Below are 14,332 nucleotides of genomic sequence, written 5' to 3'. Positions count from 1 at the left end.
GCCGTAGAACGGCCGTCTATCCGAGGGATCCGCCATGCTCTCCGAGTCCGATCTCGCCCTGGTCAACGCGTTGCAGCTCCGGCCGCGTGCGCCTTGGTCGTTGATCGGCAGAGCGCTCGGGGTCGGGCCGGTGACGGTGGCCCGGCACTGGGAGCGGCTGGTCGAGCGGCGGGAGGCTTGGCTGACCGCCTATCCGGGGACGGCGGTCGGGGAACGGCTGGCGTTCGCGTTCGTGCAGGTGGACTGTGCGCCCGGTGAGGCGATGCGGGTGGCGCGGACGGTGGCCGGTGACGCGGAGTTGACCGCCGTCGACTATGTGGCGGGGCCCTGTGATCTGGTGCTGCATCTGGTGGCGGCGAGTCTGGAGGGGGTGTCTCGGTATGTCGTCGAACGGGTCTCGGGGTTGCGAGGGGTTGTGGGTACTCGGACGTTGGTCGCGCCTCGGATGTACGCGGAGGGGAGCCGGTGGCAGGTTCGGGCGATTTCGCGGGAGCAGCGGGGGGTGTTGATGGGGGCGGAGTCGTCGCCTTCGGCGGGGATGGCGCCTCGGTTCGGGGAGTTGGACCGGGCGCTGTTGCTTGCGTTGGGGGAGAACGCGCGGGCCTCGCATGCGGAGTTGGCTTCGCGGCTGGGGGTGGGTGCGAGTACCGTTCGGCGGCATTTGGGGGCGGCTCTTGCGGGTGGGGTGATTCGGTTGCGGTGTGAGGTGGCTCGGTCGCTCTCGCCTGCGCCGGTGACGATGTTGTTGTGGTTGCGGGTGCCGCCGGATCAACTGGAGCGGGCTGCGCGGACGTTGGGGCGGTTTCCTGAGGTGCGGATGTGCGCGGCGGTTAGTGGGGCGGCGAATTTGTTGGTCGGGGTGTGGTTGCGGGCTGCGGGGGATGCGGTGGGGTTGGAGAGCGAGATGGTGGCGAAGTTGTCCCGGTTGGAGATTGTGGATCGGGCGGTGACGTTGCGGCCGGTGAAGTTGGGTGGGTGTTTGTTGGATGAGCGGGGGCGGATTGAGGGGCGGGTGGCTATGGATTTTTGGCGGTAGGGGACGGGGGTGCGGGTCGTCATCGGGCTGCGGGTGCGTTGGGGCTGGTCGCGCAGTTCCCCGCGCCCCTTAGGGAGTTGCCCCCATAGTTAGTTTCAAGGCCAGGACCGGACAGTCGGAGGCCGCTCGGCGGGCGCGTTTTATCGTGCGGGGCGGTATTGGGGCTCCGTCCACCAAGGGGTAGCCCCACTCGTCCAGGGTGATGTGGTCCGGGAGCAATTCCGCGCACAAGCCATGCCCCTGGCACGCAGTCCAGTCGATGTCGATCTTCTGGTGCGACTTCTGTTCCATGGTCAGTGGGCCTCATTCGGGATGGGCAGCAAGGGTGTTGAGTCGCTCGCGGAGCACAAGCCCCTTGCGTGGGTGTCCAGTTCGGCCGCGAAGGTGGTCAGCGCGCTGCGGACCAGGCGGACCGTGCCGTCGGGGTGGTGGCAGGCGCCTCGGCCCTCTACCAGGCCTGACCAACGGGCCACGTCCTGGCGGGTGTTGGACTGGGGGCCGGGGGTGGCCAGGGTCTGAAAGGCGGCGGCTATGCGCGGGAGGCCGTTGAGGCAGGGGCCGCACTGGCCCGCTGATTGGAGGGCCAAGTAGCGGAGGACTCGGGCGGTTTCCGCTATGCCGCAGCGGTTTGCCGGGAGTGCGGCCAGGACGCCTGCTCCCAAGTCACTTGCGTCCAGGGGGCGTTGGGCTGCGTCGGCGGCCGGGATCCAGGTGCCGTGGTAGCCGCCGACGAGGACCGCGGACATTCCGTCGAGGGGCAGGAGACGGTTCAGGGGGAGGCCGAACGGGGCTTCCACCACGCGGACTTCGCGGCCCTGGGCGTGCAGGGTGCACAAGGTGCTGCCCGGCTGCGTGGGGGTGCCGGCGCTGCGGAACCAGTCGGCGCCGTAGCGGGCTACCAGGGCCAGGTGGGCCAGGGTTTCCACGTTCTGGATGAGGGTGGGGGCGCGGTTCACCCCGCGTTCGCGGACCGGCGGGTGCTGGTGGCGGGGCAACGGGGTGTTCCCCGAGACGTATTGCGCCAGCGCCGATGCCTGGCCGGACAGGAAGCGTTTGGGCAGGCGGACCACCTGCACGGGGAGCGGGTCGTTGCGCTGGGCCAGGGCCGATTCCAGGTAGGACGCGCCGTCCTCCACCGCCAGGTGCGCCTCCCCCGCGCCCACCGCCCTCGCCGCCAACTGCAGCCCGTCCAGGACCAGATGGGGTGACAGGCGGAGGAGTGTCTTGTCCTTGCGGCTGGCCGGTTCGCCCTCCGCGCCGTTCGCCACGACCACGGGGGCGCGGCCCGTGCGTCGGCTCGCGTCGGTCACCGCGACGAGTTTGCGGTACGTCGGGAACGCGGCGCCTCCGCGGCCGGTGAGGCCAGACTCGGCGACCGTTCTCAGGAGCGTGTCGGGATCTCCGTACTGCAGTGGGCCGTAACGGAGTTCGTGGGTGGAGAGGTCGGCCGCGGTGCCGCCGGGGGCGAGGAGGCGGGGGGACATGTAGACGTCGGTGAAGGTCGTGGTCGTGGTCATGAGCGGGCTCCTTCCGCTGTGCGGAGCAGGGCGGCGGGGGTGCGGCGGGACTCGCGGGCGGAGTGGGCCAGGCGGATACCGAAGGCGGCTACCACGGCGGCCACGCAGGAGACCGTCAGCCAGGTCATCCAGTCCGTGCCGGTGTCCGTGCCGATGCCGATGCCGTGGATCAGGGCGACCGGCCAGGAGGCGTAGGCCAGCCAGTGGAGCGCTCGCCAGGTGCGGTGGCCGATGCGTTCGCGGAGGAGGCTGGTGACCAGGACCGCGAGCATCAGGTCGAAGGCGACCGTGCCGAGGCCGAGCCAGAGGGGTTCGTAGTCGGAGACGAAGGGGACGACCGCGTCGACGACGGTGATGTTCACGTACCCGTCGATCACCGCCATCGCGATGTGCAGGGCCAGGAAGGCCGTCGCGGAGAGGGACAGGGTGCGGTGCAGGTTCACCGTGCCGAAGCGGGGCAGGCCGGGGAGCCGGGTGCGCAGGCGGACCGCGATGCCGAGCAGGACCACGACCGTGAACAGGACCAGGCAGACGGCTCCGGTGGCGCGGTTGGCGTACCAGAGGATCTCGGAGCTCATGCAGCGGCCGCCGTGGATGTGGGCCAGCCCGGGGTCGTGACGACCGTGCCGTCCTGGGCGACCAGGCGCGCGGGGAGGCCCAGGCGGGTCAACCAGCGTTCCGCGCCTGCCCCCTTGACCAGGGACGCCGTGCTCGCCGCGTTGGCGTCGGCGCTCGTCGCGGCGGCGACCGAGACCGTGCGCCAGGGGCTGCGGACGGGGAGGCCGGTGCGCGGGTCGACGATGTGGTGCAGCTCGTAGCCGCCCCGGCGCCAGCGACGGGCCGCCGTGCCCGAGGTGGCCAGGCCGCCGGAGCGCAGGCCGATCGTGGCGTACGTACCGTGCGCGGGCGTCTCGTCGACGGAACCGGTGACGTCCTGGACGCGGATGTTCCAGCCGCCGGCCGGGGGCTCCCCCGCGACCGCCGTGTCGCCGCCGAGGCTCACCAGGACTCCGCAGCCTGCCACTTGGGCGAGCATGGCCGCCGCCTTGTCGGCGGCCCACGCCTTCGCCGTGGCACCGAGGTCCAGGCGGACGCCGGCCGGGACGGCGACCGTGCCCGTCGCGGGGTCCAGGTCGATCGTGCGCCAGCCCGGGGCGCGCTTCACGGTGAGCCGGATCGGCCGGTCGTCCTCCTGGACGAGGGTGAAGTCGCGGTCGTAGCCGATGGCGTTCATGGCCGAGCCGACCGTCGGGTCGACCGCGCCGTCCGTCGCCTCGGCGGCGCGCAGCGCGACCGCCAGCGCCTCGGCGAGCAGCGGGCTGACGGTGACCGGGCGGCCCGACGCCTCGTCCAGCGCGGCCAGTTCGGAGTCGGTACGGAACCTGCTGCACGCCGCGTCGACCTCGGCGAGGTGCCGGGCGAGGAGCAGGTTGCAGGAGTCCAGCAGGGCCGGGTCGGTGACGACCAGCCGGACGCTGGTCCCGAGGGCACGCCAGTCGGCGGCGGCCGTGGTGCGCGGGGGCGCGGTGCTCGTACGTGTACTCATCACGACGCTCCCGACGTGGAGTCGGTGGTGCCGCCGGAGGACGACGTCACGCCGGACGAGGACGAGGACGTAGATGAGGAAGATGAGGAGGATGAGGACGACGTAGAGGTCGAACTGTCCGACGTGGATGAGGTGTTGGAGGAGGCGGACGGCGAAGGTGTCGAGGACGACGACGAGCTGCTCGTGCCGGTGCTGCTCGCCGCCGTGTCCGCTTCCGCGTCCGACTGCATCGTGCCGACCAGGGCGAAGACCCCGGCCGCCGCGGCCAGCGTGATCGCCGCCGTGGCGGCCGCGATGCGCCGCTTTCCTCTGCGGACCGCCGTAGCGGCCCCACGCTCCTTGACTGTCATGACCGTTCCCCTCCGCAGTGACGCTCTGTCACGTCCTACGGTCGGGGACCAGCCTGAGAGAAGTCTGTGAGGCGCCCATACGCCTCCCGAGAACTCTCTGAGAGGAATCTTAAATTGCTTGAGGCTTCAATAACTCAGTTTGCGGTGAGGCGGGTGATCGCCTCGTCGACCGTCAGTTCCTCGCGCTCGCCGGTCCTGCGGTCCTTCAGTTCCAGGACGCCCTCGGCGGAGCGGCGGCCCGCGACCAGGATCTTCGGTACGCCGATCAGCTCCGAGTCGGTGAACTTCACGCCCGGGGAGACCCCGGCGCGGTCGTCGACCAGGACGCGCAGACCGGCCGCGCGCAGCTTCTCCGAGACGTCCAGGGCGAGTTCGGTCTGGAGGGCCTTGCCCGCGGCCACGACGTGCACGTCGGCCGGGGCGACCTCGGCGGGCCAGCACAGGCCCTTGTCGTCGGCGGTCTGCTCGGCGAGGGCGGCGACCGCGCGGGAGACGCCGATGCCGTAGGAGCCCATGGTCACGCGGACCGGCTTGCCGTGCTGGCCGAGGACGTCGAGCTTGAGGGCGTCGGCGTACTTGCGGCCGAGCTGGAAGATGTGGCCGATCTCGATCGCGCGGTCCAGCTTGAGGCCGGTGCCGCACTTGGGGCAGGGGTCGCCCTCCTGGACGACCACGACGTCGACGTACTCGTCGACCTCGAAGTCCCGCCCGGCGACTACGTACTTGGCGTGCGTGCCCTCCTTGTTGGCGCCCGTGATCCAGCTCGTGCCGGGGGCCACGCGGGGGTCGGCGATGTACGTGACCTTCTCGCCCAGGCCCTGCGGGCCGACGTAGCCGCGCACCAGGTCGGGACGGCCGGTGAAGTCCTCCGCCGTCACCAACTCCACTACGGCGGGGGTGAAATGGGCCTCGACCTTGCCGAGGTCGACCTCGCGGTCGCCGGGGACTCCTACGGCCACGATCTCGCCGTCGACCTTCACGAGGAGGTTCTTGAGGGTGTCGGAGGCCTCCACGCCGAGGTGGGCGGCGAGGGTCTCGATGGTGGGGGTGTCGGGGGTGGGGATCTCTTCGAGCGCGGGCACGCCGGTGGCGTCGACCGGCTTCAACTCGTATGCGATTGCTTCGGTGTTGGCGGCGAAATCACAGTTCGGGCAGTCCGCGAAAGTGTCCTCGCCGGCCTCCGCCGGGGCGAGGAACTCCTCCGACTTGGAGCCGCCCATCGCGCCCGCGGTCGCGGCGCAGATGCGGTAGTCGAGGCCCAGGCGCGCGAACACCTTCTGGTACGCGTCGCGGTGCAGGGCGTAGGACTTGGCGAGGCCCTCGTCCTCCGTGTCGAAGGAGTACGAGTCCTTCATCAGGAACTCGCGGCCGCGGAGGATGCCGGCGCGGGGGCGGGCCTCGTCGCGGTACTTGTTCTGGATCTGGTAGAGGATGACCGGCAGGTCCTTGTAGGAGGACGCCTGGTCCTTCACGATCAGCGTGAAGATCTCCTCGTGGGTGGGGCCGAGGAGGTAGTCGCCGCCCTTGCGGTCCTGGAGGCGGAACAGCTCGGGGCCGTACTCCTCCCAGCGGCCGGTCGCCTCGTACGGCTCGCGAGGCAGGATCGCGGGGAGCAACACCTCCTGGGCGCCGATCGCGTCCATCTCCTCACGCACGATCCGCTCGACGTTCGAGAGGACCTTCTTGCCCAGGGGCAGCCAGGACCAGATGCCGGCCGCGGTACGGCGGACGTAGCCGGCCCGCACGAGCAGCTTGTGACTGAGGACCTCGGCGTCCGCCGGGTCGTCGCGCAGCGTCTTCGCCATCAACTGGGACATGCGCTGGACCGGTGCGTTCGCCATGGTTCCTGTACTCCTGCCGGGAAAGGGTGATGGCTAGGAGGTTAGCCGGGCGTGCTGTGCCGGTGGAAATCGGTTAGCGGTGTCTACCTGTGTCGCAGTGGGAGGGGGGCGCCCATGACCGCGTACGGCTTCGGTGCGCTCGGGAACAGGACCTGGCGGGCGAGGTCCTCGTAGCCGAGCGATCTGTAGAGGCCGCGGGCCGGGCTGTCCGTGTCGATCGCGGAGAGGATTGAGCGGGGTTCGGTGGCCGCGTCCGTGATCGTGGTGATCAGGGAACGGCCCGCGCCGCGGTTCTGGTAGTGCGGGTGGACGTGCAGCTCGGTGATCACGAAGGAGTGGTCGAGCCAGTCGTCGTGGTCCTGGGCTCGGAGGTACGGCTCTACGACTGTGGACCACCAGTGGGTGCGGTTGTTGGGCATGCCGTAGACGAAGCCGACGAGGCGGCCCTCTGTTGTTGCGCCGAGGGCGCGGGCGCCGGGGTAGGTCATGTGGCGCAGGACGATCTGGCGTCTTACGGCTACCTCGTCCTGGCCCAGGCCGAATGCGAGGGCCTGTACGGCTAGGGCTTCGTCGACGTGGGCCGAGAGGTCCAGGGGGCCGATCACGACGTCTTGGGGGTGGCGGTGACCGTGACCGGGAAATCGCATGTGGGGAGAGTACAGGGGGGTTCGGTTGTTGTTTGGGTGCGGGCCGTTCGTGGCTGGTCGCGCAGTTCCCCGCGCCCCTGGGGGTCGCCCTTAACGGGTTTCAGAAGAGGACGCTCATGAAGGCGCCTACCTCTTGGAAGCCCACCCTCAGGTATGCCCGTCGTGCCGGGGTGTTGAAGTCGTTCACGTAGAGGCTGACCACGGGGGCCACGTCCGCCAGGGCGTAGCGCAGTACGGATGCCATCGCGGGGGCCGCCACGCCCCTCCCCCGGTACTCGGGGGCCACCCAGACGCCCTGGATCTGGCAGGCCTTCGGGGTTGCCGCGCCGATCTCCGCCTTGAAGACGACCTTGCCGTACTCGTCGAGGCGGGCGAACGAGCGTCCTGAGCCTACGAGTTCGGCCACGCGGGCCTGGTAGAGGAGGCCGCCGTCGCCGGCCAGGGGGGAGACGCCGACCTCCTCGGTGAACATCGCCACGCACGCCGGCATGATCGTGTCCATCTCGTCCTTGCGGATACGGCGGACGTACGGGTCGGGGGCGATGTCGGTGGGCATGCGGTCGGCGACCATGAGGGGCTGGCGGGCGCGGACCTCGCGGGCCGGGCCCCAGCTCGGTTCGAGGAGGCGCCAGAGCTGGGCGGTCGCCTCGGCCGGGCCGACGATCGAGGAGCAGCGGCGGCCGGCCCTGCGGGCGCGGTCGGCGAAGGCGCGGATTGCCCTGGGGGTCGCGCAGATCGGGACGAGGTTGGCGCCCGCGTAGCAGAGGGACGTCAGCATGCCGTCCTCGTACCAGCCCCACATCTCGCCGCCGAGCCGCCAGGGGTCGAGGCCCGCGACCTGCACCCGCGAGGTCACAAAGGCGTTCGTGACCGGCTCGCGGTCGAGCACGGCGAGCGCGGCGTCCAGGTCGCTCGGTTCGAGCACCCGAGAGGTGGTCTGGGTCAACACGGTCAGGAGCCTCACCCTGGGTTCTGCGGATCTCTGCACCTTACCCGGCAGAGGCAGGCAGCGCCCCCGCGTCACCCCCGGGCAGCGAACCCGAGGAAGGCGTCCCAGCTGGCGGAAGCAAGGGTGAGGGTGGCTCCGCCGTGCTCGGGGAGGTGCTTGGAATCCCGTACGTGGATCGTGGTGGGGCAGGTCGCGATCTCCACGCATTCGCCGCCGGAGCCTGTGCTGTGGCTGGACTTGTACCAGGTGAGGGCGACTTCGAGGCACTGGCCGCCCTCGCCGCTGCTGTAGCTGCTCTTGAACCACACCAGCTCGGACGCTACATCGACGTTCATGTCTCTCCCAGCAGTTTCTCTACGAGGGCCAACGACTCGCGTCACCCCCGGGCAGCGAACCCGAGGAAGGCGTCCCAGCTGGCGGAAGCAAGGGTGAGGGTGGCTCCGCCGCGTTCGGGGAGGTGCTTGGAATCCCGTACGTGGATCGTGGTGGGGCAGGCGGCGATCTCTACGCACTCGCCACCAGCCCCGCTGCTGTAGCTGGACTTGTGCCAGGCGAGAGCGACCTCGACACATTCGCCGCCCTCGCCGCTGCTGTAGCTGCTCTTGAACCACATCAGCCTGGACGGCTCTTCGACGTTCATGTCTCTCCCACCAGTTTCTCTACGAGGACCAGCGACTCACGTCACCCCCGGACAGCGAACCCGACGAACGCGTCCCAGCTGGCAGGTGCAAGCGCGAGGGCGACTCCGCCGTGCTCGGGGAGGTGCTTGGAATCCCGTACGTGGACGGTGGTGGGGCAGGCGGCGATCTCTACGCACTGCCCGCCATCGCCCTGGCTGTAGCTGGACTTGTGCCAGGTGAGGGCGACTTCGAGGCACTGGCCGCCCTCGCCGTCGCTGTAGGTGCTCTTGAACCACACCAGCTTCGACGACTCTTCGATGTTCATGTCTCTCCCAGCAGCTTTTCTACGAACGACAGCGATTCGCGTGGCGTCAGGGCCTGTGCGCGCAGGATGCCGTACCGATCGTCCATCTCCTTGACTGTCTGGCGGTCGGTGTAGAGGCGGCTCCCCTTGTACGCGTCCACATAGCTGATCCTGCGCCCTTTCTCCGTCTCGATCAAGGTGAAGGAACCGGACAAGGCAGCGTGCTCCTCACGGTCGTTCGGCATGACCTGGATCTCCACGTTGCGCCGCTGTCCAGTGAGTAAAATCTGCTCCAACTGCCCCCGCATGACCGCCTGTCCACCAAGGCGCTTACGCAAGAGAGCTTCCTCCATCACGAAGCTGATGGTGGGCGCGGGCTTCCGCTCGAAGATCGCCTGCCGGACCAGCCGCGCGGCCACACGCTGCTCGATCGTCTCCTCGTCCAGCAGGGGCCGCCTCATCGTGAACACGGCCCGCGCGTATTCCTCCGTCTGCAACAGGCCGTTGATCACCAGCGCGTCGTAGACGTGCCACCCAGCCGCCTTCTTCTCCAACTCCGCCGCGTCCTGGAAGAACGCCGGATATTGAGCCTTCTCCATCTCCTCCACGAACTCGGCCAACACCCCGTCCGCGCCCAGCACTTCATCGGCCTTGAGGATGAACCTCGCCGGTGGAATGCGTCTGCCCTGCTCGAAGGAGGCGATGGTCGACGCCGAATAGCCTGTGCGGGCGCCGAGTTGGGCGCGTTCCATCCCCGCCCGTACCCGGAAACGCTTCAACTGCCGCCCGAAGACGTGCAGTACCCCCGCCCCGGCCTCCGGCGCTTCCCCCTCAGCTGCTGCTTCCTCTTCTTCGCTCATGCACACCTCATTGCCCAGGGCCCACCACCCGTCACGGCGCAACCGCGTACAACTGGCAGCCGTACGCGTACAACGCGTGACGGTCGTCGCGTCGCCGCTGTTCAACGCTACGCATGTCACGGGACCGTGGTGGCATGAAGTCACCGACTCCTCTGAACCGGGATATGCCACAACTCCCGGTTCCCCTGCACGAGTTCACGATGCGGTTCACGTCCACCTCGCGCGGGGCGCGGCTGGCCAGACGGCTGGTCTCGCATCGGTTGCACGACTGGGGTTACCCGTACGGCGACGCCGTCAACGAGACGGTCACGCTGATCGCGGCCGAGTTGGCCGCCAACGCGGTGCGGCACGGGCATGTGCCGGGGCGGGATTTTCACCTGAGTCTTATCGAGGCGGGGGCGCCCGGAACGTCGTACACCCTCCGTCTGGTGGTCAGTGACACGCGAGGGGAGCGGCTGCCCGAGCCGATGGGGCGGGGCGAGGGGGACTGTGAGGCCGGGCGGGGGCTGCTGCTGGTCGAGGCGCTCTCCTCGCGCTGGGGTGTCGTCGCGCGCGCTCCCGGCAAGTCCGTCTGGGCCGACCTAGGTACCTAAAAAAAGTGTGACACTTTCGCCGAAAGTGTCACACTTTTCCAACTACCCTTGCCCCTCAGCCGGCGACGGCCACCGTGGGTTCGCCGGAGGCGACGCCGTCCGCCTCCATCTGCTCGGCGATCTTCATCGCCTCCTCGATCAGGGTCTCTACGATCTTCGACTCGGGCACCGTCTTGATGACCTCGCCCTTGACGAAGATCTGGCCCTTGCCGTTGCCGGAGGCGACGCCGAGGTCGGCCTCGCGGGCCTCGCCGGGGCCGTTCACGACGCAGCCCATGACGGCCACGCGCAGCGGGACCTCCATGCCCTCCAGGCCCGCCGTGACCTCCTCGGCCAGCTTGTAGACGTCCACCTGGGCGCGGCCGCAGGACGGGCACGACACGATCTCCAGGCGGCGGGGCTTGAGGTTCAGGGACTCCAGGATCTGGTTGCCGACCTTGACCTCCTCGACCGGCGGGGCCGAGAGGGAGACGCGGATGGTGTCGCCGATGCCCTGCGAGAGGAGGGCGCCGAACGCCACCGCCGACTTGATCGTGCCCTGGAAGGCCGGGCCCGCCTCGGTGACGCCGAGGTGGAGCGGGTAGTCGCACTGGGCCGCGAGCTGGCGGTACGCCTCGACCATCACGACCGGGTCGTTGTGCTTGACCGAGATCTTGATGTCCTGGAAGCCGTGCTCCTCGAAGAGGGATGCCTCCCAGAGGGCGGACTCGGCGAGCGCCTCGGGGGTCGCCTTGCCGTACTTCTTCAGCAGTCGCGCGTCCAGCGAGCCCGCGTTGACCCCGATGCGGATCGGCGTGCCGTGGTCCTTCGCGGCCCGCGCGATCTCCTTGACCTTGTCGTCGAACTGCTTGATGTTGCCGGGGTTCACACGGACCGCCGCGCAACCCGCCTCGATCGCCGCGAAGACGTACTTCGGCTGGAAGTGGATGTCCGCGATCACCGGGATCTGCGACTTGCGCGCGATGGTCGCCAGCGCGTCCGCGTCGTCCTGCGTGGGACAGGCCACGCGCACGATCTGGCAGCCGGACGCCGTCAGCTCGGCGATCTGCTGCAGCGTGGCGCCGATGTCCGACGTACGGGTGGTCGTCATGGACTGCACCGACACCGGCGCGTCGCCGCCGACCGCCACGGTGCCGACCTGGATCTGCCGGCTCTTACGGCGCTCGGCGAGCCGGGTCGGAACGGACGGAATGCCGAGAGAAATCGCAGTCATCTGCTGTGCAACCCCAAGTCGTGGATCAAGGCCCCGGTCCCGGAACAGCGGGCTCCAGGCTTCGAGATTACGTCAACCGCACGGGCCCGAGCACATCCCGGCCCTAAACCCACTCAATGGAGAGCGGCCCGGCACAAGAGATGCCGGGCCGCCGCGAACCAGGGGTGACTAGGAGATTTTCACCGGGTTAACCACGTCCGCCACCAACACCAACAAGGTGAAGCAGACGAAGATCCCCGCCACCACATAGGCCACCGGCATCAGCTTCGCCACGTCGAACGGGCCCGGGTCCGGGCGCTTGAGCACCTTCGCCAGGTTCCGCCGCAGCGCCTCCCACAGCGCGCCCGCGACATGCCCGCCGTCGAGCGGGAGCAGCGGGAGCATGTTGAAGAGGAACAGGGAGAGGTTGAAGCCGGCCACCAGCATCAGGGCCATGGCCAGTTGTTGGGTCGGCGGGATGTCCAGGGTGAAGATCTCGCCGCCCACGCGGGCCGCGCCGACCACGCCCATCGGGGAGTCGGCCTGGCGGGGGGCGCCGTCGAAGGCCGCGTTCCACAGGGCCGGGATCTTGCCGGGGAGGGCCGCGATGGAGTCGACGGCCTCGCCCATGCGGTCTCCCATCCAGGTGACCGAGTCGCCGAAGTCCTGGCGGACGATGCCGGTGGCCGCGCTGAAGCCGAGGAAGCCGGCGGTCACGTACTGGCCCTGGACGATCTGGCCGCTGGAGTCCTTCTTGGCGACCTGGTTCGACGCGATCTTCGCGTGGAGAGTCAGGGCCTGGCCCTTGCGCTCCACGACGATCGGGACCGTCTTGCCGGGGGTGGCGCGGATCAGGTCGGAGAGCTTGTTCCAGTCCGTCGTCTTCACGCCGTTGAAGCTGACGATCTTGTCGCCCGCCTTCAGGCCCGCTGCCGCCGCCGGGGAGGCCGGGTCGGACTTCTTGCAGGTGTCGCGGTTCTGGCTCTGCGCGATGACGCACTCGGAGACCGAGCTGACCGTGTTGGTCTGCTGCGAGATGCCGAAGCCCATCAGGACGGTGAGGAAGAGCGCCACCGCGAGGATGAGGTTCATGAAGGGGCCCGCGAACATCACGATGACCCGTTTCCAGGGCTTGCGTGTGTAGAACAGGCGGGACTCGTCGCCGGGCTCCAGCTCCTCGAAGGCCGCCGAGCGGGCGTCCTCGATCATGCTGCGCCAGGGTGACGTCGAGCGGGACTCGATCCTGCCGTCCGGGCCGGGCGGGAACATGCCGATCATGCGGATGTAGCCGCCGAACGGGATGGCCTTGAAGCCGTACTCGGTGTCGCCCTTCCGCTTGGACCAGATGGTCGGGCCGAAGCCGACCATGTACTGGGGCACCCGGATGCCGAAGAGCTTCGCCGTCGAGAGATGCCCCAGCTCGTGCCAGGCGATCGAGACCAGCAGGCCGACCGCGAAGACGACTATGCCGAGGATCATCATCAGGGCTGTCATGCACGCGCCTCCGCGTTCGCCGTGGTCGTCTGCGCTGTCAGTTCGCGGGCCCGGGCGCGTGCCCAGGTCTCCGCTTCGAGGACGTCCGGCACGGTCAGGGAAGTTCCCGTGGCCGGTGTCCCGTGTTCCTCGACCACCCGTGTCACCGTCTCCATGATTCCGTTGAACGGCAGCGCGCCCGCGCGGAACGCCTCCACGCACTCCTCGTTCGCCGCATTGAACACCGCCGGAGCCGTGCCCGCGAGCTGTCCCACATGCCGGGCCAGGCCGACCGACGGGAACGCGTCGGTGTCGAGCGGGAAGAACTCCCACGTCGACGCCTTGCTCCAGTCGAACGCGGGCGCCGCGTCCGGGACCCGCTCGGGCCAGCCGAGCCCGATGGCGATCGGCCCGCGCATGTCGGGGGGCGTCGCCTGGGCGAGTGTCGAGCCGTCCGTGAATTCCACCATCGAGTGGACATACGACTGCGGGTGCACGACCACCTCAATGCGATCGAAGGGAATGTCGTACAGCAGGTGCGCCTCGATCACTTCCAGCCCCTTGTTCACCAAGGTCGCCGAGTTGATCGTGATCACCGGGCCCATCGCCCAGGTGGGGTGCGCGAGCGCCTCTTCTACGGTCACTCGCGCCAGGTCGGCTTTGCTACGGCCGCGGAAGGGGCCGCCGGACGCCGTGACGACGAGCTTGCGGACATCGGCTCGCGTACCGGCCGCGAGGGCCTGGAACAGCGCCGCGTGCTCGGAGTCCACCGGGATGATCTGGCCCGGCTTGGCCAGCGCCTTCACCAGCGGGCCGCCGACGATGAGCGACTCCTTGTTGGCGAGCGCGAGGACGCGGCCCGCCTCCAGGGCGGCGAGGGTGGGCGCGAGTCCGATGGACCCGGTGATGCCGTTCAGCACGGTGTGGCAGTCGGAGGCGGCGAGTTGGGTCGCCGCGTCGGGACCGGCGAGGATCTCCGGGAGCGGCTCCCCCGCGCCGTACTGAGCGGCGAGCGCTTCGCGCAGTGCGGGTACGACGTCCTCGCGGGCGACCCCGACCGTCCGCACCCTGAGCTGGTACGCCTGCTCGGCGAGAAGCCCGACCCGGCCGCCGTTCGCGGAGAGTGCGGTGACCCGGAAGCGGTCCGGGTTGCGCAGCACCAGGTCGATGGCCTGCGTGCCGATGGACCCGGTCGACCCGAGGATCACCAGGGCCTTGGGACCGTCGCCCACGACGGGGTCGTAGACGAGATGTGGGTCGGCGAGGGGTGCTGGACTGTCGCTCATCCCTCCATTGTTGCCGCAACGGGTGCCCGGGTGGACAGCGGTTCCCTCGGGCGGGTGGCTTATCGGCTCTCGTCGGTGATTGAAGGGAAATCCCCCTTTGTGAATACGGCGTGAAGGT

17 protein-coding genes are annotated in these 14,332 nt (G+C 69.3%); 3 read left to right on the top strand and 14 right to left on the bottom strand.

Features of this window, described 5'->3' with window-relative positions; genetic code table 11:
• Nucleotides 1-34: 34 nt before the first annotated feature.
• On the top strand, nucleotides 35-1,036 hold the full coding sequence (locus OO69_RS35105) for an Lrp/AsnC family transcriptional regulator (protein ID WP_033284947.1): 1,002 nt from the start codon (nucleotides 35-37) through the stop codon (nucleotides 1,034-1,036).
• Nucleotides 1,037-1,105: 69 nt separating this feature from the next.
• On the opposite strand, the gene OO69_RS35100 is transcribed toward OO69_RS35105, so the two are convergent.
• Genes OO69_RS35100 through OO69_RS35085 form a run of 4 tightly spaced genes read right to left on the bottom strand, consistent with a single transcriptional unit; the run spans nucleotide 1,106 to nucleotide 4,099 of the window.
• Nucleotides 1,106-1,327, bottom strand: a complete 222-nt coding sequence (locus tag OO69_RS35100; RefSeq protein ID WP_033284946.1) for a ferredoxin — start codon at nucleotides 1,325-1,327, stop codon at nucleotides 1,106-1,108.
• 2 nt (nucleotides 1,328-1,329) lie between these two features.
• Nucleotides 1,330-2,553 carry an NADH-ubiquinone oxidoreductase-F iron-sulfur binding region domain-containing protein gene (locus OO69_RS35095; protein WP_033284945.1) on the bottom strand — a complete coding sequence of 408 codons (1,224 nt, stop codon included), beginning with the start codon at nucleotides 2,551-2,553 and terminating at the stop codon, nucleotides 1,330-1,332.
• On the bottom strand, nucleotides 2,550-3,131 hold the full coding sequence (locus OO69_RS35090; RefSeq protein WP_033284944.1) for a ferric reductase-like transmembrane domain-containing protein: 582 nt from the start codon (nucleotides 3,129-3,131) through the stop codon (nucleotides 2,550-2,552). The genes OO69_RS35095 and OO69_RS35090 overlap by 4 nt, the downstream gene beginning before the upstream one ends.
• Nucleotides 3,128-4,099 carry an FAD:protein FMN transferase gene (locus tag OO69_RS35085; protein WP_033284943.1) on the bottom strand — a complete coding sequence of 324 codons (972 nt, stop codon included), beginning with the start codon at nucleotides 4,097-4,099 and terminating at the stop codon, nucleotides 3,128-3,130. The genes OO69_RS35090 and OO69_RS35085 overlap by 4 nt, the downstream gene beginning before the upstream one ends.
• Nucleotides 4,100-4,114: 15 nt before the next feature.
• Here OO69_RS35085 and OO69_RS35080 point away from each other — a divergent pair, with 15 nt between their 5' ends.
• On the top strand, nucleotides 4,115-4,519 hold the full coding sequence (locus OO69_RS35080; RefSeq protein WP_234444609.1) for a hypothetical protein: 405 nt from the start codon (nucleotides 4,115-4,117) through the stop codon (nucleotides 4,517-4,519).
• Between the two features lie 64 nt (nucleotides 4,520-4,583).
• On the opposite strand, the gene OO69_RS35075 is transcribed toward OO69_RS35080, so the two are convergent.
• The 7 genes from OO69_RS35075 to OO69_RS35045 form a co-directional block, all read right to left on the bottom strand.
• Nucleotides 4,584-6,290 carry a proline--tRNA ligase gene (locus OO69_RS35075; RefSeq protein ID WP_033284942.1) on the bottom strand — a complete coding sequence of 569 codons (1,707 nt, stop codon included), beginning with the start codon at nucleotides 6,288-6,290 and terminating at the stop codon, nucleotides 4,584-4,586.
• An 83-nt stretch (nucleotides 6,291-6,373) separates the two neighbouring features.
• Nucleotides 6,374-6,937, bottom strand: a complete 564-nt coding sequence (locus OO69_RS35070) for a GNAT family N-acetyltransferase (protein WP_051801411.1) — start codon at nucleotides 6,935-6,937, stop codon at nucleotides 6,374-6,376.
• 100 nt (nucleotides 6,938-7,037) lie between these two features.
• Nucleotides 7,038-7,886, bottom strand: a complete 849-nt coding sequence (locus OO69_RS35065; RefSeq protein WP_033284983.1) for a GNAT family N-acetyltransferase — start codon at nucleotides 7,884-7,886, stop codon at nucleotides 7,038-7,040.
• A gap of 71 nt (nucleotides 7,887-7,957) precedes the next feature.
• Nucleotides 7,958-8,221: a DUF397 domain-containing protein gene (locus tag OO69_RS35060; RefSeq protein WP_033284940.1), complete on the bottom strand. Its 264-nt coding sequence runs from the start codon at nucleotides 8,219-8,221 to the stop codon at nucleotides 7,958-7,960.
• Between the two features lie 41 nt (nucleotides 8,222-8,262).
• Complete coding sequence (locus OO69_RS35055) at nucleotides 8,263-8,526, bottom strand: DUF397 domain-containing protein (protein ID WP_033284939.1); 264 nt, start codon at nucleotides 8,524-8,526, stop codon at nucleotides 8,263-8,265.
• A 41-nt stretch (nucleotides 8,527-8,567) separates the two neighbouring features.
• Nucleotides 8,568-8,831: a DUF397 domain-containing protein gene (locus OO69_RS35050; protein WP_033284938.1), complete on the bottom strand. Its 264-nt coding sequence runs from the start codon at nucleotides 8,829-8,831 to the stop codon at nucleotides 8,568-8,570.
• Complete coding sequence (locus OO69_RS35045; protein WP_033284937.1) at nucleotides 8,828-9,670, bottom strand: helix-turn-helix domain-containing protein; 843 nt, start codon at nucleotides 9,668-9,670, stop codon at nucleotides 8,828-8,830. Before OO69_RS35045 ends, OO69_RS35050 begins: the two co-directional genes overlap by 4 nt.
• Before the next feature lie 134 nt (nucleotides 9,671-9,804).
• Here OO69_RS35045 and OO69_RS35040 point away from each other — a divergent pair, with 134 nt between their 5' ends.
• Nucleotides 9,805-10,263: an ATP-binding protein gene (locus tag OO69_RS35040; protein ID WP_078652705.1), complete on the top strand. Its 459-nt coding sequence runs from the start codon at nucleotides 9,805-9,807 to the stop codon at nucleotides 10,261-10,263.
• Between the two features lie 55 nt (nucleotides 10,264-10,318).
• Here the strand turns inward: OO69_RS35040 and ispG are convergent, their stop codons facing one another.
• The 3 genes from ispG to dxr all read right to left on the bottom strand — a co-directional run bounded on the left by ispG (nucleotide 10,319) and on the right by dxr (nucleotide 14,214).
• A complete protein-coding gene (gene ispG / locus OO69_RS35035) occupies nucleotides 10,319-11,476 on the bottom strand; it encodes a flavodoxin-dependent (E)-4-hydroxy-3-methylbut-2-enyl-diphosphate synthase (RefSeq protein WP_033284935.1) in 1,158 nt (385 codons plus the stop codon).
• A gap of 168 nt (nucleotides 11,477-11,644) precedes the next feature.
• Nucleotides 11,645-12,937: a M50 family metallopeptidase gene (locus OO69_RS35030; RefSeq protein ID WP_199811088.1), complete on the bottom strand. Its 1,293-nt coding sequence runs from the start codon at nucleotides 12,935-12,937 to the stop codon at nucleotides 11,645-11,647.
• Nucleotides 12,938-12,945: 8 nt separating this feature from the next.
• Nucleotides 12,946-14,214, bottom strand: coding sequence for a 1-deoxy-D-xylulose-5-phosphate reductoisomerase (dxr, locus tag OO69_RS35025; RefSeq protein ID WP_033284933.1), 1,269 nt, complete (start codon nucleotides 14,212-14,214; stop codon nucleotides 12,946-12,948).
• Nucleotides 14,215-14,332 lie beyond the last annotated feature (118 nt).

This window comes from Streptomyces sp. NRRL F-525 (assembly GCF_000716605.1).
GTDB lineage: Bacteria > Actinomycetota > Actinomycetes > Streptomycetales > Streptomycetaceae > Streptomyces.
The sequence above is the reverse complement of the archived record's forward strand: the minus strand, read 5'-3'. Positions and strand labels throughout refer to the sequence as shown.